This is a genomic window from Kitasatospora sp. NPDC032121 (assembly GCF_055580145.1).
Window position 1 is genome coordinate 247,264 of sequence record NZ_JBVILX010000006.1, and the last position, 17,976, is coordinate 265,239.

The 17,976-nt window shown below is 74.4% G+C and carries 16 protein-coding genes; 6 read left to right on the top strand and 10 right to left on the bottom strand.

From position 1 onward, the window contains the following. Window positions 1–27: 27 nt before the first annotated feature. The 4 genes from ACZ5OX_RS18940 to ACZ5OX_RS18955 all read right to left on the bottom strand — a co-directional run bounded on the left by ACZ5OX_RS18940 (window position 28) and on the right by ACZ5OX_RS18955 (window position 4,731). A complete protein-coding gene (locus ACZ5OX_RS18940) occupies window positions 28–1,005 on the bottom strand; it encodes an L-tyrosine/L-tryptophan isonitrile synthase family protein (protein ID WP_465631177.1) in 978 nt (325 codons plus the stop codon). A 103-nt stretch (window positions 1,006–1,108) separates the two neighbouring features. Next, window positions 1,109–2,446 (bottom strand): cytochrome P450 family protein, encoded by a 1,338-nt coding sequence (locus ACZ5OX_RS18945; RefSeq protein WP_465631179.1) that lies wholly within the window; start codon window positions 2,444–2,446, stop codon window positions 1,109–1,111. A 105-nt stretch (window positions 2,447–2,551) separates the two neighbouring features. Beyond that, window positions 2,552–3,889, bottom strand: coding sequence for an MFS transporter (locus tag ACZ5OX_RS18950; protein WP_465631181.1), 1,338 nt, complete (start codon window positions 3,887–3,889; stop codon window positions 2,552–2,554). Between the two features lie 239 nt (window positions 3,890–4,128). Continuing rightward, window positions 4,129–4,731 (bottom strand): sigma-70 family RNA polymerase sigma factor, encoded by a 603-nt coding sequence (locus tag ACZ5OX_RS18955; protein WP_465631183.1) that lies wholly within the window; start codon window positions 4,729–4,731, stop codon window positions 4,129–4,131. A 16-nt stretch (window positions 4,732–4,747) separates the two neighbouring features. Between ACZ5OX_RS18955 and ACZ5OX_RS18960 the strand changes: the two genes are divergently transcribed. Next, complete coding sequence (locus tag ACZ5OX_RS18960; RefSeq protein ID WP_465631185.1) at window positions 4,748–5,014, top strand: zf-HC2 domain-containing protein; 267 nt, start codon at window positions 4,748–4,750, stop codon at window positions 5,012–5,014. 317 nt (window positions 5,015–5,331) lie between these two features. Here the strand turns inward: ACZ5OX_RS18960 and ACZ5OX_RS18965 are convergent, their stop codons facing one another. Beyond that, window positions 5,332–6,267: a hypothetical protein gene (locus ACZ5OX_RS18965; RefSeq protein ID WP_465631187.1), complete on the bottom strand. Its 936-nt coding sequence runs from the start codon at window positions 6,265–6,267 to the stop codon at window positions 5,332–5,334. Between the two features lie 851 nt (window positions 6,268–7,118). Between ACZ5OX_RS18965 and ACZ5OX_RS18970 the strand changes: the two genes are divergently transcribed. Beyond that, window positions 7,119–8,306: a cytochrome P450 gene (locus ACZ5OX_RS18970; RefSeq protein WP_465631406.1), complete on the top strand. Its 1,188-nt coding sequence runs from the start codon at window positions 7,119–7,121 to the stop codon at window positions 8,304–8,306. A 108-nt stretch (window positions 8,307–8,414) separates the two neighbouring features. Here ACZ5OX_RS18970 and ACZ5OX_RS18975 read toward each other — a convergent pair whose 3' ends face one another. Next, a complete protein-coding gene (locus ACZ5OX_RS18975; protein WP_465631188.1) occupies window positions 8,415–9,122 on the bottom strand; it encodes an N-acyl homoserine lactonase family protein in 708 nt (235 codons plus the stop codon). A gap of 56 nt (window positions 9,123–9,178) precedes the next feature. Beyond that, window positions 9,179–9,637, bottom strand: a complete 459-nt coding sequence (locus tag ACZ5OX_RS18980) for an Lrp/AsnC family transcriptional regulator (protein ID WP_465631190.1) — start codon at window positions 9,635–9,637, stop codon at window positions 9,179–9,181. Window positions 9,638–9,778: 141 nt separating this feature from the next. On the opposite strand from ACZ5OX_RS18980, the gene ACZ5OX_RS18985 reads away from it, so the two are divergent. From ACZ5OX_RS18985 to ACZ5OX_RS18995, 3 genes are read left to right on the top strand one after another with little or no spacing between them, the layout of a single operon-like run. Further along, window positions 9,779–10,408, top strand: coding sequence for a LysE family translocator (locus tag ACZ5OX_RS18985; RefSeq protein ID WP_449788547.1), 630 nt, complete (start codon window positions 9,779–9,781; stop codon window positions 10,406–10,408). Window positions 10,409–10,429: 21 nt separating this feature from the next. Next, complete coding sequence (locus ACZ5OX_RS18990) at window positions 10,430–11,983, top strand: CoA transferase (protein ID WP_465631192.1); 1,554 nt, start codon at window positions 10,430–10,432, stop codon at window positions 11,981–11,983. Window positions 11,984–12,029: 46 nt separating this feature from the next. Continuing rightward, window positions 12,030–12,713: a DUF6461 domain-containing protein gene (locus ACZ5OX_RS18995; protein WP_465631194.1), complete on the top strand. Its 684-nt coding sequence runs from the start codon at window positions 12,030–12,032 to the stop codon at window positions 12,711–12,713. 102 nt (window positions 12,714–12,815) lie between these two features. On the opposite strand, the gene ACZ5OX_RS19000 is transcribed toward ACZ5OX_RS18995, so the two are convergent. Then, a complete protein-coding gene (locus ACZ5OX_RS19000) occupies window positions 12,816–13,415 on the bottom strand; it encodes an HdeD family acid-resistance protein (protein ID WP_465631195.1) in 600 nt (199 codons plus the stop codon). A 254-nt stretch (window positions 13,416–13,669) separates the two neighbouring features. Here ACZ5OX_RS19000 and ACZ5OX_RS19005 point away from each other — a divergent pair, with 254 nt between their 5' ends. Continuing rightward, entirely contained in the window at window positions 13,670–15,490 is a 1,821-nt protein-coding gene (locus ACZ5OX_RS19005; protein ID WP_465631197.1) for an NAD-binding protein, read from the top strand. A gap of 208 nt (window positions 15,491–15,698) precedes the next feature. On the opposite strand, the gene ACZ5OX_RS19010 is transcribed toward ACZ5OX_RS19005, so the two are convergent. Both ACZ5OX_RS19010 and ACZ5OX_RS19015 read right to left on the bottom strand, forming a co-directional pair. Then, window positions 15,699–16,484 carry an enoyl-CoA hydratase gene (locus tag ACZ5OX_RS19010; RefSeq protein ID WP_363384136.1) on the bottom strand — a complete coding sequence of 262 codons (786 nt, stop codon included), beginning with the start codon at window positions 16,482–16,484 and terminating at the stop codon, window positions 15,699–15,701. Window positions 16,485–16,864: 380 nt separating this feature from the next. Then, a complete protein-coding gene (locus tag ACZ5OX_RS19015) occupies window positions 16,865–17,947 on the bottom strand; it encodes an enoyl-CoA hydratase/isomerase family protein (RefSeq protein WP_465631199.1) in 1,083 nt (360 codons plus the stop codon). Window positions 17,948–17,976 lie beyond the last annotated feature (29 nt).

Genomic DNA, 17,976 nt, shown 5'->3' on the forward strand with positions numbered 1-17,976 from the left:
GGCCCGCGCGGGCCGGCGAGGCGCGCCTCAGCAGCCCTCGTAGTGGCTCGGTCTGCCGTCCCGCAGCACCAGCCGGCCGAGTCGGGCGGCCTCGTCGTTGCGCAGCAACTCCCGGTCGCCGCCGGTGCGGTGGAGCACCGCCGAGTGCCAGGGCGTGGTCCAGGCGTCGGCGGACGCCAGCAGTCGGATGCCGAACTTGGACGCCCCGGCCGGCTGCGGGTGGATGGAGAGCCGGACGGCGCGCGGGTGGTGCTCGGCGATCAACTCACCCCAGGCACGGCTTCGTTGGATCACCCCGTAGGCGCGGCGGCGGCACTCCCGCTGGAGGGCGGAACGGGTGCCGGTGAAGCCGATGGTGTCCTCGGTGAGGAAGCGGGTGATGCCCCGGTAGAGCCGCAGGGTCTCCTCCTCGGTCAGCACCTGCTCGCGCAACTCCTCGACGCTCGGCGCGTACTGGGCGTGCACCCGGGCGCGCTTCTCGTCGTACGGGAGGTCGCCGAGGACGGCCCGCAGGTCGAAGGTGTCGAGGTGGGAGAGGCCCTCGTGGGCGATCATCGCGGTCAGGGCGTCCGAGTAGGCGTCTATGTGATCGTCCGGGACGTTGATCAGATCGCCGAAGATGTGCCCGTCCGAGCAGATCAGGATGCGGGCGCCGGGCGCGTGCAGGCGGCCGATCTCGGCGCAGAGCCCGTCGAGGAAGGTCAGCGACAGCCGTTCGCCCTCGTCCGGCAGGTGGCCGAGCACCTTCGCCGGGTTCGGCGACTTGCAGGGGAAGCCGGGCAGGGTGAGGACGATCGGCTCGCCGGCGGTGATGAAGTCCGCCAACTGCGCGAGCTGGAGCGGGAAGTGCTCCGGGCCGGCATCGAACTCCGGGTCCGAGGCGCGACGGTGTGGCAGCAGCAGGCCGAGGACGCGGGCGGCGAGGGCGGTGGCGCCGGCGCGGGTGCCGGGGCCGGCGGGGGCGTCGGGGGTGATGACGGCAGGGGCGGTGCCGACGGGCGGCATGGCGGGTCCTCCAGGGAAGGTCGTGCGGGGTGCGGGGTGCGGGGTGCGGGGTGCGGGGTGCGGCTCCGGGCGGGTGGAGCCGGGTGGCGGGACGCGTCCGGGGTCAGCGACGGTGGTCGTAGGCGACCGGCAGCCGGCTCACGCCGCGCGCCAGGACGGCGGGGACCCAGGTCAGGTCCGCCAGACCGTCGCCGGGCGCCTCGGCCGGGCGCAGGCCGGGCAGTCGGGTGAGCAGGGTGGCGAGGGCGATCTGGAGTTCGGCCCGGGCCAGCGCGGCGCCCGGGCAGAAGTGGATGCCGTGGCCGAAGGCCAGGTGGGCGTTGGGCGTGCGGTCGAGGTCGAGGCGGTCGGGCCCGGGGAACTGTGCCTCGTCGCGGTTGGCGGCGCAGAGCGAGACGATCACCGAGTCGCCCGCCGGGACGGTGGTGCCGAACAGGTCGCTGTCCTCGGCGAAGAACCGCCAGGTGGTGAGCTCGAACGCGGCGTCGTGGCGCAGCAGTTCCTCCACCGCCCGGGCGAGTCGGCCGGGCTCGTCGACGCCCTCGCGCAGCCGGGCGAGCTGCTCGGGGTGGCGTAGCAGGGTGACCAGCATGGTGGTGATCTGGTTGGTCACCGGCTCCTGCCCGGCGACGAGCAGCTGGAACACCATGGAGTCGAGCTCGGCGCGGCTCAACTCGCCCGCGTCATGGGCGGCGACGAGCCGGCCCAGCAGGTCCTCCTGCGCCGCCCAGTCGGGCTCCCGACAGTCGGCGCGCTTGCGGGCGACGACGTCGGCGATGTACGTCTGGAGGCCGCGCAGCCGCGCCTCGTACGCCGGACGGCCGGGGTCCTGCGGGCCGACCGGCGCGACCACCTTGCCCCAGTCCCGGTCGAAGCGCTCCGCCAACTCATGTGGCAGTCCGATGACTTCGGCGAGCACCCGGAAGGGGTAGTGGGCCGCGAAGCCGGCCACCAGGTCCACGCCGCCGGACTCCGGCAGCTCGTCCACCAGCGCGTCGGCCAGCTCCCGGAACCGGGGGCGCAGCGACTCCACCCGGCGCGGGGCGAAGGCGTCCAGCACGAGCCGGCGCATCGAGGTGTGCTTGGGCGGGTCCTGGTGGAGCAGGTGGACCTGGAGCTGGGAGTGCTGCGGCTCGGGCATGATCGACGCGAGCCGGCGCCAGTTGTCGTTGCCCAGTGCGTGGTTCTTGCCGAGACGGGGGTCGTTGAGGGCCGCGTGGGCGGCCCGGTAGCCGGTGACCAGCCAGGCGTGGATGCCGCTCGGGAACTCCACCCGGTGCACCGGCCCGGCCTCGCGCATCCGCTGGTAGAGGGGGTACGGGTCGCGCTTGTACGCCGGGCCGTACAGCGGGACGGGGGAGGGGAGCCGGTCGTACCCGTACGGGCAGCCCGGGGCGTCGTCGTCGGCGGCGGAGGCCGGGCCGGGGATCGTTTCGGTCATCGGGGATCCTTCGGTGCGGTGCGGTGCGGTGCGGTTCGGGGGCGGTGCGGGGTGGTTCGGGGCGCTGTGTCGCGGTGTGGGTCGGGGCGGTGTGGCGCGGGGCGGTCAGGGCGTGGGGCGGCGGTGCAGCGCGAGCAGGGCGACGGCGGTGGCCGCGACCAGTACGGCCAGCGCGATCCCGGCGCGGGTCCCGGTGACGGTGCGGTCGCCGGCCAGGGCGGCGGCGGTGGCGAGGGCCGGGCCTAGGGCGAAGCCGAGGCTGCGGGCGAGCTGGACGGCGGAGCCGGCGGTGGCGAGCTTCCCGGGCGGGGAGGCGGACATCACCAGGGCCTGGGTGGGGCCGCCGTTGAGGCCCATCCCGGCACCGGCGAGCGCGAGTCGCGCGGCGATCTCGGCGGCGGACCAACCGGCGTCCAGCGGGACGAGCAGGGCCAGGCCGAGGGTCGTGACGGCGGCGCCGGTGAGCGCGGTCGGGCGGGCGCCCCAGCGGTCGGCCAGCCGGCCGCCGACCCGGCCGGCCAGCACCATGCCGAGCGGGAACGCCAGCATGGTGAGCGCGGTGACGGTGGCGCTCTCGCCCCGGGGGCCGCGCAGGTGCTGGGCGAGCAGGTAGTGGCAGGCCGCGAAGCCGGCGGCGAGCGCCAGCACCGAGGCATTGACCCCGGCGGTCCCGGCGGCCCGCAGCACCTCGGCCACCGGCCGCCCGCCCGGGCGGCGCAGCCAGAGCAGCACCAGCGGCACGGCGGGCAGGGCGAGCAGCAGCCACCCCGGCGCCTGTGGGGCCAGGGTGAGCCCGAGCAGGACGGCGGCCACGGCAGCGCCGATCAGCCCGGCGTCGCCGAGCGAGGACCGGTCGGGCGGCCGCAGCCCGCCGCGACGCGGGGCGCGGCGCCACACGATCAGGACGGCGGCCAGGCAGACCGGCAGCTTCACCAGGAAGATCGCCCGCCAGCCCAGGTGGTCCAGCAGCAGACCACCGACCACCGGCCCGGTGACGGCGCCGAGCGGACCGAGTGTCGCGGGCACGCTCATCGCCCGGCCGCGCAGCTCGGGCCGGACGGAGGTCGCGGCGAGCACCGGCATCAGGACGAAGAGCACGGCCCCGAAAGCGCCTTGGAGCATCCGGGCCGCGATCAGCCAACCGGCCCACGGGGCGCAGGCGGCCAGCACGCTGCACAGGGCGAAGCAGCCGACGGCGAACAGCAGGGCCGAGCGGGTGCCGACCTGATCCAGCCACCGCCCGGCGGGCAACAGCAGGGCGACGAGCGGGAGCTGGTACCCGAGGACGGCCCACTGGGCGACCCCGGGGGAGACGTGCAGGCCGGCCGAGATGTCGGTGAGCGCGAGGTTGACCACGTTCATGTCGAGCATCGCGACGAACGACAGCAGGCCGGCCGCTACGACCAGGCTCCAACGGTCGGCCGGTCGTTGACGCTCCGTCAAGGGTGGAGCGGCCGGGGTTGGTTGTGCTGTCACGAAGTCCCTCCGTCTCCCGTGCTGCTGTAGCGGACGCCGCCTCGGCGGCGGGGTCCGGTACAGCAGTCGGTGGCGCGGGGGCTCCGGTTCCGAACACTTGGGGGATTTCTTCCCGGGGGTCGACAGTCGACGGCTTTCAGCGAACAGATGACAGATGACAGATTTCGAAAGTTGTCATCTGTTATCTGTTCTCCGTCGGTCCCCGCTCAGCAGGCGGTCGCGAGCTCCCCGGCCTCGGCGGCGCGCAGGCGCGCCACCAGCTCCTCCCGCGCCCGGGCGACCCGGGAGCGGACGGTCCCGACGGGACAGCCGGCGACCTCGGCCGCCTCGGCGTAGCTCAGGCCGACCACCTGCGTCAGTACGAAGGCCTCCCGCCGCTGGGCGGGCACCCGGTCGAGCAGGTCGCCGAGCGCGATGCCGTCCTCGAACCCGGCCGTCGGCACGCCGATCTGTCGCTCCGCCGCCTCCTGCCAGTCCGGCAGTGCAGCGCAACGCGGCCGGGCGGCGGCCATCCGGTACCGGTCGATCACCGTGCGCCGGGCGATCGACAGCAGCCACGTACGGGCCGAGGACCGCCCCGCGAACGCGGGCAGGCCGCGCAGTGCGCGCAGGAAGGTCTCCTGCGCGAGGTCGTCGGCGGACTGCACGTCCGTCAGGTGGGCGACGAAGCGCCAGACGTCCCGCTGGGTCGCCCGGACGAAGGCCTCGACGTCCGCCGCCCGTCCGGAGCGGGCGATCAGCGCCAGGGCGGTGAGCTGTTCGTCATCCACGGTGGCCCCCCGCCTGGCTGGTCCCGGCGCCACGGCCATGCGGGACGATGGTCCTATGAGATGCGCGCAGTTTCGTACGGCTCTGTCCGCCCGGCTCGACGGCGAACCGGGCGGCCTGCCGGAGATCCGGCTGGACAAGCACGTCGCGCGCTGTGCCGGCTGCCGGGAGTGGCTGGACCGGGCCGAACGGCTGCGCGGTCGGGTACGGGCGGGCACCGGCGACGGCCCCTCGCCCGAGTGGTCGGCCCGGCTGCTGGCCCGGCTGGGCGAGGACCGGCCGGGAGGTAGCGCTCCGGACGGCCCGCAGATCGCCGAGCAGTAGGCGTGGCCGGCGAGCCCGGGGGAGCGGGAAGGGCGGGACGGTGGCGCCGGCCGCAGCCGGTCCGCCGTGGAAGTCAGGCATGGGAAGGTCCCGAGGGGAAGGCGGGGAGCGGCGCCGCGCAGCGCGGCACCGTCGGCGTCCATGGGCAACCGCGCGGCGCGCCGGGCCCCCTGGGGAGGCACGGCGGCGGACGCGGGCCCGCACCCTGGCGGCACGACGGCACGAGGCGCGGCCGTACGGCAGGGCGACCTGCCCGTCGCGAGAGTTCCCCGGCGACCGGAAGTGGCCGGGAGCAGGAAGAGAGAGCGGCGGGCGCGTCAGCAGGCGAGGGCGAACGCCGGCGGCCCGCGCCGGACCAGGGCATGCGTCAGCAGCACCGAGCGGGGTGGCCGGGCCCGGTCGTCGGCCGGGCGCGGCGGAGCCGGGGCCCGGTAACCGAAGGGGCGCGCGAAGAGCGCCAGCAGCGGGAGCAGCAGAGCCCCCGCGACCACGGCGCCGAGCGCGCCGAGCAGCTCGAAGAGCCGGACCAGCGCCGCGTCACCGCGCCAGAGCAGGAGCGCACACGCCAGCGCGGCGAGCACGTGGGCGGCGGTCATCCCCGGCGACATGCCGTGGGACATCCCGTGCGCCATGTCGTGCGCCGGTCCGTGCGCGGGCGCGCTCACCAGGTCCTGCGCCGGGCCGTACGACCCGGCGCCGTGGAACGTGCCGTCGGGCATCATGTGCTGCCCGGCGGGCATCCCCGGCATCCCGGCCATCCCGGTCATCCCTGGCAGGTCGGTGTCCGTGCCCGTGGCCCCGGGGGCTCCGTGGCGTGGCACCGCCGTCGGCCGCAGGCTGCCGGCGGCCGGTGGGACGTCCGGGTCGATGCCCGCCATCCGCGCCAGTTCGACCGGGGAGAGCCCGCCGGGTGCCCGGTCGGGATTGCAGAGCAGGAGCGCGGCCCAGTCCGTGGGGGCGAGCCGGCCCAGACCGCCGCCTCCTCGGGAGATCGCCCCGGCCTGTTCGAACAGCTGGTGCAGCGCGGTTTGCGCCACGACCATCCAGAGGCTGACCACCCCGAGCCCGCGCCGCTTCCCGGCGAGCAGCCAGGTCAGTCCGAGGACCGTCCCGAAGCCACCGGCCAGGGCCGTCGGCGAGACCCCGGATCCGGCCATGGCGACGTGCGCGGTGGCGGCCATCGCCACGCACAGCGCGGCGAAGACCACGGCGCGCAGCAGGCGGATCCGGTCGGTCATCACGATGGCACTCATCGTCGCACCCGCCCTGCCCGGTCCGTACCGCACCCTCCGGTGATGGCTGGTTCTATGCCGTGAGACCATGCCCGGCCGCCGCCCCGCGACCCCGTCCGTGACTCCGTCCGCGACCCCATTCGTGACCCCGCCCCGACCACGGCCAGGCCCAGCCTGTCGGTTCGGCAGGCTGAACGAACAGCTGCTCGTACGACCATCGGGGCGGTTTGACAGCACGTATCCCCATGCTCACTTAATGTGCTCAGTCCAGCACGGTGTGTATGTGAACGATGCCGTCCAGCAAGCAGGGAGGTCCGGTCTTGGAGACCCCGACGGATACAACGGATGCCTCGGCGCCCATTGCCGACAGTGCCGAGTCCGCTGCCCCCGCGGAGCCGACCGTCCCGCAGCGGGCGAAGGTCCCGGAGCAGGCGAAGGCCCCGATCGAAGCGGCGGACCGCGGGGAGCGGGCCGTGGCCGCCGAACCGGCCGCAGCTGTCGAGGCCGCCGGGTCGGCCGGCCCCGCCGGGACGACCGACGCCGCCGGGACGACCGACGCCCCGGAGACGGTCGAAGCCGCGGAGACGGTTGAAGCCGCGGAACCGGCCGCAGCCAAGAAGTCGGCCGAGCCCGCAGAGCAGGCCGACTCACCCGAGTCCACCGTGCCCGCCGGCGCGGCTGCCCCCGCCGACGCGGCCGAGTCCACGGATCCTGCCGACGCGGCCGAGCCAACCGATGCTGCCGACGCGGCCGAGCCAACCGCCGACACGTCCGCCCCGTCCGCCGCGCCCGCCGCGCCCGCGTCCGCGAACCCGGAGGAGGCCCCCGCCCCGCCCGAGGGCGTCGACCTCGCCGACCCCCGTTTCTGGCAGCTGCCCGCCCCCGCGCGTGCCGCCGCCTTCGCCGAGCTGCGCAGCCGCCCCGCCCCGGTGTTCTTCGGCGACCGCGCCACCGGCCGGGGCTTCCACGCACTGGTCCGCCACGCCGACGTGGTCGAGGCCAGCCGCACTCCCGCCGTCTTCCTCAGCGGCCCCGGCGTGACCACCCCGGTCCCGGCGCGCTGGGTCCGGCTGCTGTTCGGCGACTCGATGGTCAACCTGGACGACCCCCGTCACGCCCAGCTGCGCCGGATCGTCTCGCGCGCGTTCACCCCGCGGCTGCTCGACCGGGTCGAGGAGGACGTCCGACGGATCAGCACCGAGCTGGTCGACCGGATCGAGCGGGAACGGCCGGAGGACTTCGTGGCCGCGGTCGCCGCCGAGCTCCCGTTCCAGGTGATCTGCACCATGATGGGCATCCCTGAGCCGCAGCGCCGCGTCATCCTCGACCTGGTCAACCGCAGCTCCGAGGACATCGGTGTGGCCCGCCCGCTGCGCCGTCGGCTGCGGGTGCCCGGGCGCGGGCTGCGGGCGCTCGCCCGGATGCAGGGCATCGTCGCCCGGATCGGCCGTCGGCGCCGCCGCCGGCCGGAGGACGACCTGATCTCCGCGCTGGTCACGGCGGACGTGGACGGCCGCCGGCTCACCGGTCGGGAGCTGGGCGCCTTCTTCAGTCTGCTGCTGGTCGCCGGGGTCGAGACCACCCGCAACGCGCTGGCCCACGGCCTGCACCTGCTGACCGTCCATCCCGAGCAGCGCGCCCTGCTGCTCGAGGACCTCGACGGGCGGCTCGAAGGCGCGGTGGACGAGATCGTCCGCCACGCCACGCCGATCATCCAGTTCAACCGGACCCTCGCCGTCGACCACGAGCTGGGCGGCCCCGGCGGCCCGCTGCTGCGCGCGGGCGAGAAGGTCGCGCTGTTCTACGGCTCGGCCAACCGTGACGAGGAGGTGTTCCCCGAGCCGGACGCCTTCGACGTCACCCGCACGCCCAACCCCCACCTCGGCTTCGGCGGCGGGGGCCCGCACTACTGCCTCGGCGCACACCTGGCCCGGCAGGAGATGACGGCGCTGTTCCGCGAGCTCTTCACCCGCCTGCCCGAGGTGCGGTCGGTCGGCGAGCCGCAGATCGTCCCGTCCAGCTTCGACCACCGGGTCCGCTCGCTGCGCTTCACCTTCTGAGGTTCGGCGGGCGGGACGGAGCCGCCCGGGGCCCCGAGCAGGACGAAGCCGTTCGGAGCGCCGAGCAGCACGACATCGTTCCGAACCCCGGGCCGGAGGAAGCCGCCGCTAGTCGGTCGGCTCGAAGACGGCGTGGTCGTGCGCGAACAGCACCCGGTGCGGCGCGTGCTCCGCCATCCGGTCGAGCCAGGCCCGGTACCCGGGCAGCGGCGCGGCCACGCCGTCGCGCGCCGCCCGCCGGGCCAGCACCGCCTGCCCGTACTCGGAGGCGAAGTCGTACGCCTGCCCGGCCAGCAGGACCGGCCCGCTGCCCGGGCGGTCGACCAGCAGCGACTGGTGGCCCCCGGTGTGGCCGGGGGTGGGCAGCACCCGGACGCCGGGCCAGACCTCGGCCTCGCCGTCGAGCTCGCGGTACTCGGCGCCGGGGAAGTCGACCAGCGCGTCGATGGTGTACCCGCCGCGTCGGGCGGCGGCCAGCTCGGCCGCCTGGACCAGGACGGGCGTGCCGGCGAACAGCGGGTTCCCGCCGCAGTGGTCGAAGTGCAGGTGGCAGTTGACCACCAGGTCGATGTCGGCGACGGAGACCCCGGCCGCGGCGAGCGCCTCCGGCAGCGGTCGGCGGACCGGGCGGTAGTGCGCCTCGGTCTCCGGCTCGCCGCCGCCGATCCCGGTGTCGAACAGCAGCAGTCCCTCCGGGCGCCGGACCAGGTACGCGAGCACCGGCTCCACACGCGGCTCCGGGCCGCCCACCTCGGCGGCCGGCCGGACGATGTACCCCAGGTCGAGACGGCGGATCACGCGCAATTCAGCCCCCATGTCGCAGTGCGTCGCTCTTGCCCCGTACGTGCGCCGCACGGGCCCCGGTTCGCACCCTACCCGCCGATCGGCAGCCCCCGGTCGGCCTTCACCTGCTTCATCGTCAAGTGGGAGTTGACCTGCGCGATGCCCGGCAGACCGGACAGCACGTCGGTGATGAAGCGTTCGTACGAGGCTATGTCGGCCACCGCGATCCGCAGCAGGTAGTCCGGCTCGCCGAAGAGCCGGTGCGCCTCCACCACCTCCGGCAGCTCGGCCACCCGGCGCTCGAACTCGGCGACCGTCACCTGATCCTCGTGACGCATGGTGATCGTGACGAAGGGCTGGAAGCCGCGTCCGACCGCCGCGCCGTCCAGCACCGCCCGGTAGCCGCGGATCACGCCGTCCTGCTCCAGCTGGCGGACCCTGCGCAGGCAGGGGGAGGGAGTGAGGTCCACCCGGGAGGCCAGCTCGGCATTGGTCAGGCGCCCGTCCTGCTGGAGCTCGCGGAGGATTCTGCGGTCGATTCGGTCCATGGCGCAACATTCTGCCAAAACACCGCTCCGACCAGCGCGAAGTCGCCATCGCGTGCCAGCCCGATCCGGCTACCTTCAGTGACCGCACCGGCCGACCGCCGGGCCGAACCGCGACGAGCACGACAGGCCACGCCCACGCCCATGGACACCCACGCCCTCCTCCTCTTCCTCGGAGTCGACCTCCTGCTGGTCTGCACCCCGGGTCCCGACTGGCTCTACATCGCCGCCCGCGGCCTCGGCCAGGGACGCCGCGCCGCACTGACCGCGGTCGGCGGGGTCTGCGCCGGGTACGCCGTCCACACCCTGCTGTCCAGCGCCGGCCTCGCCGCCGCGCTGCGCGCCGTCCCGGCCGCCCTGCCCGTGCTGCGCCTCACCGGCGCCGCGTACCTGCTGGTGCTGGCCGTCATGATGCTGCTGGCGCTGCGCAAGGGCGGGGGCTCCTCCGCCCTGGCCGAGCCCAAGCCACAGCCCACCGCGACGGTGCTGCGCCAGAGCATGCTGACCGCGCTGCTCAACCCCAAGGGCCTGCTGCTCTACCTCTCCCTGGTGCCGCAGTTCGTCGACCCGGACGCCGCGCTGCCGGTCGGCGGGCAGGTGCTCGCGCTCGGCTCGCTCAACGTGCTGGCCTGCGCCGTGGTGTACGGGCTGGTCGCGCACGCCAGCGGGCGGCTCGGCGGCCGCTTCGGAGGCAGCCCGCGGGCGGCCCGCCGGATGACCGTGGTCTCGGCGGTGCTGCTGATGCTGGTGGCGGGCGTCACGGCGACCGCCTGAGAACGGGAGCACAATTCCGGCATGACTGATCGTCCGTTGTCAGAGGGAACCGCCGGAGCGACCGGAGCCGCCGGAACGACCGGACCTGCCGGAACGACCGGAGCCGCCGGAGTGCCTGGAACCACCGGAACGACCGGAGCCGCCGGAACCACCGGGTCCGTAGACCGCCCGACCGCCCACGCCTGGGCGGCTCTCGGCGGACCGCCCGAGCTGTTGGAGCGGGTGGCCTTCCACGGACCGGAGGACGTCCTGCCCTCCGGTCTCCCGGTGCGCCGGCTCGCCCGGGCCACCGTGGCCGTCTGCTCGCTGGCCGCCGCCGAACTCGCGGCCCACCGCACCGGCGCACCCGTCCCCGCCGTCCGGGTGGACCAGGGGGCGGTCGCCACCGCCTTCGTCAGCGAGCGGCACCTGACGGTCGACGGCCGCGCGCCCGTCACCTTCGCCCCGCACTCCGGCTTCTGGCGCACCGCCGACGGCTGGGTGCGCACCCACGCCAACTACCCGCACCACCGCACCCGGCTGCTCTCCGCCCTCGGCCTCGCCGCCGACGCCGGGCCCGAGCAACTCGCCGAGGCGCTCGGCAGGCTGCCGGCCGAGCGGATCCAGGAGCGCGCGTACGAGGCGGGAGCGCTCGCGGTGGCCGTCGCGCCGGTGAGCCCGACCGTGCACCCCCTCGTGGAGCACCTGGAGGTCGAAGCCACCGCCGGGGTCGGGACCACGGCAGGGCCCGCACCGGCCCGCCCGCTCGGCGCGGCCCCGCTGGACCGGCCCGCCGCCGGGATCCGGGTCCTCGACCTCACCCGGGTGATCGCCGGACCGGTCGCCACCCGCACCCTCGCCCTGCTCGGCGCCGACGTCCTGCGCGTCGACTCGCCACGGCTGCCCGAGGCCGATGACGCCCACGCCGACACCGGCTTCGGCAAGCGCTCCACCCGCCTCGACCTCGCCACGCCGGCCGACCGCGCCGTCTTCGAGGACCTGCTCGCCACCGCCGACGTCGTCGTCACCGGCTACCGCCCCGGCGCCCTCGACGTCCACGGCCTCAGCCCCGAGGCGCTGTTCGCCCGCCGCCCGGACCTGGTCCTCGCCCAGCTCTGCGCCTGGGGCTGGACCGGCCCCTGGGCGGGACGGCGTGGCTTCGACAGCCTGGTCCAGGTGGGCGTCGGCATCGCCGCCCACGAGGCCGCCCACGAGGCCGTCGACGATGCCGCCGGACCCGACCCCGACGGCCGTCCCGGCGTGCTGCCGGCCCAGGCCCTCGACCACGGCACCGGCTACCTCATCGCCGCCGGCGTCCTGCGCTCCCTCGTCGAGCAGCGCACCCGCCGCCCCGGCGGCCGCCACCTGCGCTTCTCCCTCGCCGGCACGGCCTCCTGGCTGCTCCACGGCATCGAACCGGAAGCACCGCACACCGCCTCGCCCGAGCCGTACGACCCCTCCCGGTGGCTCGTCGAGACCGACTCCGCGTACGGGCGGCTGTGCCACGCCCTGCCGCCGATCGGGTACGAGGGGGCTCCCGCCGACTGGTCGCGCCCGCCCGGGCGCTGGGGGACGGACGAGCCGGTCTGGCTCTGACGGCCGCGCGCGAACACTGTCCGAGGCGTCTGGCAGCATCGCCGTCATGACCGCACACGCCACCGACTACACCTGGTTCGGGCAGCACTATCCCGTCCTGCGGGAGGCCTACTGCCTCACCGAGGTCCAGGGGATCTCCGCCGAGGAACTACTGCGCCGCCTCGACGCGGTGCCCGGCGGGGAGGTGACCGGGCTGGACGCGGCGATCGAGGCCTGGTGCGCCTTCGAGGACGGCGAGGATGACGAGGACGGCGAGGACGGCGAGGGCGAGGAGGCCGGTGAGGGCGAGGAGGACGGTGGGGGTGAAGACGAGGACGACCGGCTGTTCGTCGCCGTCACCGAACTCGACGGCTGGGCCGTCGCCATCGAGCCGAACGGCTACCTCGGCTGCCTGCACGAGGTGATCGCCCGGCTCGGCGGGGACGTCCGGCTGGTCTCGCACTTCCGCAACGTCAACGCGGTGGACAAGTTCCACTGGTGGGAGCACGGCATCCAGCGCCTCCACTTCGAGCCGCTCTTCCCCGACCAGCGGGACGGCTCGGATGCCGAGGCCCCGGGCATCCCCCAGCTGCTGGCCGACTGCGGCTTCCAGCTGGAGTCGCAGGAGTTCGAACTGCACACCGAGGCCGCGTTCGCGCTCGCCGAGCGGCTCACCGACGTCCGGCTCGACCCGCACCGGCTGGAGGCCGCGACCTTCCGGATCGGCTACGCCCCGCACCCGCACCCCTGAGCCGCTCCGCCCGCTGAGCAACTCCGTCCGCTGAGCCGCTCCGCCCGGCACCGGGGCCGTGCCCCCCCGTGGGACACGGCCCCGGCGCACCGGCGTGTGCGGTCAGACCCCCGACGGGATCTCCTTGGCCCGGTGGCGGACCTGGAACGCCGTCACGATCTCGATCACGCCGAGGATCACCAGCCAGCACCCGGCCAGTACGGCCAGCGCGGTGATCGACCCGGTGGGCCACACCATCAGCAGCACGCCGGCCAGGGTGTTGGCCACGCCCGCGAAGGCCTGCCAGCCGCGGGCGGGCATCAGCGGGTCGGAGATCGCGGCGGCGATCTGGGTGATGCCGCGGAACAGCCAGCCGATTCCGATCCAGAGCGCGAGCAGCAGCAGCGACTGCGCCGCGCTGCGGAAGCAGAGCAGCCCCAGCAGGACGCAGATCGCACCGCTGATGAAGGCCAGCACCCGTAGCGCGGTGGTGGCGTGGGTGCCGAAGGCGGCGACCAGCTGCACGATGCCGATCACCAGCAGGTAGATGCCGAACAGCACGCCCACCACCAGGAGCGTCTCCCGGGGCCAGGCGAAGACCACGATCCCGAGGGCGAGGGAGGCGAGCCCGGCGACCAGCAGGACCTGCCAGGCGGCCTTGGCGAGTAGTCCGAGCGGACCCTGGACCGGGGTGCCGTCGGGGGTGACGATCGGAGAGGCCACTGTGGTGTCCTCCTCGGGCTGACGCCGGGCGACGGGTGACGCGTGACGGGCACCGTGCTGGTCGGGTGACACGTTGGTCGGGTGACGCAGAACGGGCGGGTCGGGTCGGGTCGGCCGGCTGGCGGGCAGGGAACGTACCCCAGCCTCTCCGCCGCCACGGTCGGACCGCGCGCCGGATACGGCCGTTCGGGGGATCCGCCTCGGTCGCCGGAACGTCACCCCCCGGACACTTTCCGTAGATATCGTCTGTCGGTATGACTTCTGAAGGGTGGGGGACCCCTCCGGTCGAGCCGATCAGTCAGCACTACATCGTCTGCGGGGGCAACGCGCTGGCACACCGGCTGGTCCTGGAACTCGTCGAGCACTACGAGGTCCCGGTCGTCGTCCTGGTCGCCGACCGAACCCGCGACCACGCGCCGCAGATCGAGCAACTCTCGGGCGTCGCCGCGGTCGTGGAGTACGCCAGCGTCACCGAGGAGGCACTGCGCGCGGTGTCCATCGGCACCGCGCGCGGTCTCGCCCTGGTCGAAGGGAGCGACCAGGAGAACATCCACGCCGCGCTCAGCGCCCAGAACCACAACCCGGACATCCGCATCGTGTTCCGGATGTTCAACCAGCGGCTCGGTGAGAACATCGAACGGCTGCTCAAGAACGGTGCCGCGCTCTCCGGTTCCGCCACCGCCGCTCCGGCCTTCGCCTCCGCGGCGCTCGACCGGCCCAACTCGGTGGAGATCGAAGGGCGTTACCTGCACATCGCGTTCGACGACGACATCACCTCCGACCGGATCTGCGTGGTCGCCGACCAGATCGACCGGCAGGACCTCGGCAGGATCCGGCTGCTGCCCGAACAGGAGGGCGACTCGGCCGAATTCGTCCGTCTCGCCAGCGAGTTCGGAGACGACGGGCCGATCCGGCCCGGTGGCGCACGGCGCGAACCGGCCCCGACGGACGCCTCCGCCGTGGCGCGGGAACCGGGCAGCCGGGCGGCGCTCCAGGTGCTGCGGATCGAACCCCGGGAGCCGATCGACTGGATGCGACGGCTGCGTTGGCGACTGCTCGACACCATGCGCTTCTTCACGAGCGCCCGGATGCGGCTGGTGCTGCTCACCGCCCTCGCGGCGGTGCTGTTGGCCTTCGGCGTGCTCTGGTACCTCAACCGGAACTTCGGCTGGACCGTCTACATCGCGCTGCTCGACCTGGCCGGCGCCGCCCAGCCGGACCAGCTCTCCGACATCTCCGCCGGGACGGGCACCGGCGGGTTCTGGCAGCGGGTCGCCCAGGTGGTGATCACCATCTGCGGGATCACCTTCGCGCCGGTCGCCACCGCCATCGCGGTCGAGGTGCTGGGCTCCGGTCGGCGCGGACAGCCGCGCAACCCCGGGGCGGGAACCCGGGACCACGTGATCGTCGTCGGCCTCGGCAACGTCGGCACCCGGGTCGCGGCCCAACTGCACGACATGGGCGTGCCGGTGGTCTGCATGGAACGGGACCCGCAGGCGCGCGGCATCGCCGCCGTACGGGCGCTCGGCATCCCGGTGGTGATGGGCGACGGGCCGTTCGAGCAGCAGCTGCGCCGGGCCCGGCTGAAGCACAGCCGGGCGCTGGTCGCGGTCAGCGGGGATGACGCCACCAACCTGGAGGCGGCCCTGGAGGCGCGCCACGGCAACCCCGAGATCCGGGTGGTGGTGCGGCTGTTCGAGGACGACTTCGCCGGCCACTTCTACAAGACGCTGGACAACGCGGCCTCCCGGTCGGTGTCCTACCTGGCCGCGCCCGCCTTCGCGGCGGCGCTGATGGGACGCGAGGTGCGCGGGACGCTGTCGGTGCTCCGGCACGTGCTGCTGATCGCCGAGCTGAAGGTGGAGGACGGCAGCGGGCTGATCGGGCTCAACCGGCACGACCTGGAGGACCCGGGCGGCGTCCGGGTGATCGCCGTGCGCTTCGCCCACGGCGGGCAGCTGCAGTGGAACTTCCCCGACCGCACCCGGCGGCTCGCCCCGGGTGACCAGATCGTCGTCGCCGCCACCCGCAGCGGGCTGGCCCGGCTCAACACGGTGGCGGTGGAGGAGGACTGAGAGGACTGAGAGGACTGAGAGGACTGAGCGCGGCGACGGCGACGAAGGCGGGGCCGGCGGGCAGCTGGAGGCAGTCGGTCGGCTGACGACCGACAGCGGTCAGCGGACGGAGTTCAGCTGACAGATTTCAACATCTGAAATCTGTCAGCTGTCATCCGCCATCCGTCCGTCGCGCTCCCCGGCTGCTCCCCGTGGCAGCCCCTCGTCGTCAGCGGTTCTGGAACTCCGGCGGGCGCTTCTCGGCGAAGGCCGCCATGCCCTCCTTCTGGTCCGCCGTGGCGAAGGCCGCGTGGAAGAGCCGGCGCTCGAAGCGCACGCCCTCGGCGAGCGTGGTCTCGAAGGCGCGGTTGACGCTCTCCTTCATCATGATCGCCGCCGGGGCGGACATCGCCGCGACCGTCTCGGCGGTGGCCAGCGCCTCGGACAGCAGCTGGTCCGCCGGGACGATCCGGGAGACCAGGCCGGCCCGCTCGGCCTCCTCGGCGCCCATCATCCGGCCGGTCAGGCACAGCTCCATGGCCTTCGCCTTGCCGACCGCCCGGGTCAGCCGCTGCGAGCCGCCGATGCCCGGGATCACGCCGAGCTTGATCTCCGGCTGCCCGAACTTCGCGGTGTCCGCCGCCAGCAGGATGTCGCACAGCATCGCCAGCTCGCAGCCGCCGCCCAGCGCGAACCCGGCCACCGCCGCGATCACCGGCTTGCGCAGGGCACCGAGCCGGTCCCACGGGCCCAGCCAGTCGTCCAGGTAGACGTCCGGGAAGCGGTTGCCCTGCATCTCCTTGATGTCGGCGCCGGCCGCGAAGGCCTTCTCCGAGCCGGTGATCACCAGACAGCCGATCTCCGGGTCCCGGTCGAAGGCGGTCGCGGCGGCGACCACCTCGTTCATGAGTTGGGTGTTGAGCGCGTTGAGCGCCTTGGGCCGGTTGAGCGTGATCAGCCCCACCCGCCCCTTGCGCTCGACCAGGATCGTCTCGTAGGTCTCGGTCTCGGTCATCGCCGTCGACTCCCATTTCCGCTGCTCGGCGCCCGTGGGCGCGCCTGACCACCCAACGATCTACGACGCGCCCCGCCTCGCGCCAGTCTTGGTATGCGAGACGCCGGTCACCAGTCGGTGGAGGAGTGTGCGCGTGCCGGTCAGAAGCGGACGCCGTGGCGCTCCGCGGCCCGCCGTACGGGGCACGGGCCGCCGCCCTCGATCAACGGCCGGTGCTCGGAGGCGTTCCCGTGCGGCTCTGGCCGGACGTGGTGCGGCGACGGCACCATCCACGCCTCGACCCCGAGGATCTCCCGGCTCCGCAACAGCCTCCCGTCGCGATGGCGGGACCTGGTGGCTCACGGCGGGCTCCAGGTGTGCGGGCGGCGGAGGGGCGGGGGTCAGGCCAGGCCCAGTTCGTCGCCCTCGCGCGGGGCGAGGATGCGGGCGACGTCCGCCTCCGTCACCTCGGCGAGCGTGCCGGGCCGCCAGCGGGGGTTGCGGTCCTTGTCGATCACCTGTGCCCGGATGCCCTCGACCATGTCGTGGCCCTCCAGCGCGGCGCAGGAGATCCGGTACTCCTGGTCGAGCACGGCCTCCAGCGAGGGGAGCGTGCGGGCGCGGCGCAGTGCGGCCAGGGTGGTCTTGACGGCGGTGGGGGAGTTCGACAGGACGGCTTCCGCGGCCTCCTTCGCCTCCGGGACACCGGAGTTCAGCAGCCGCTCGACGATCTCCTCGACCGTGTCGGCCGCGTAGCAGGCGTCGATCCAGGCGCGCTGGTCGGCCAGTGCGGCGGGCGGAGCGGGCTCGGCGTGCGCGGCGACGACGGCCGCCACCTCGGCGGTGCCGCTCCCGGTCGCCGCGGCGGTGCTCCGGCCCAGGGCGTCCAGCAGCTCCGCGACGCGCGACGAGGGCACGAAGTGGTCCGCGAACCCGCACAGCAGGGCGTCGCCCGGGCCTATCGCGGCCGCGCTGAGACCGAGGTGGGTGCCCAACTCGCCCGGGGCGTGCGCCAGCAGCCGACTGCCGCCGACGTCCGGGGCGATGCCGATCCGGGTCTCGGGCATCGCGACGGTGGAACGCTCGGTGACGATCCGCACCGCACCGTGGGCGGACACGCCGACGCCCCCGCCCATGGTGATGCCGTCCATCACCGCGACGTACGGCTTCGGGTAGCGGGCGATAAGCGCGTTCAGCCGGTACTCGTCGCGGAAGAACGCCCGGGTGCCGGCCCCGCCCGCCTTGGCGTCGTCGTGCATCGCGCGGATGTCGCCGCCCGCGCACAGGCCGCGCTCACCCGCGCCGGTCAGCACGACGGCGCGTATCCGGTCGTCCGCGGCCCAGTCGTCCAGGGTGGCACGCAGGGCGGTGACCATGCCGCGGGTCAGCGAGTTGAGCGCCCGTGGACGGTTCAGCACCAGCCGTCCGACGCCGCCGTCCAGGAACGCCCGGACCTCCGCCGTCTCCGCCACATCTGTGTCCATCGGGTCCGCTCCCGTCCCTCGGCGATGCC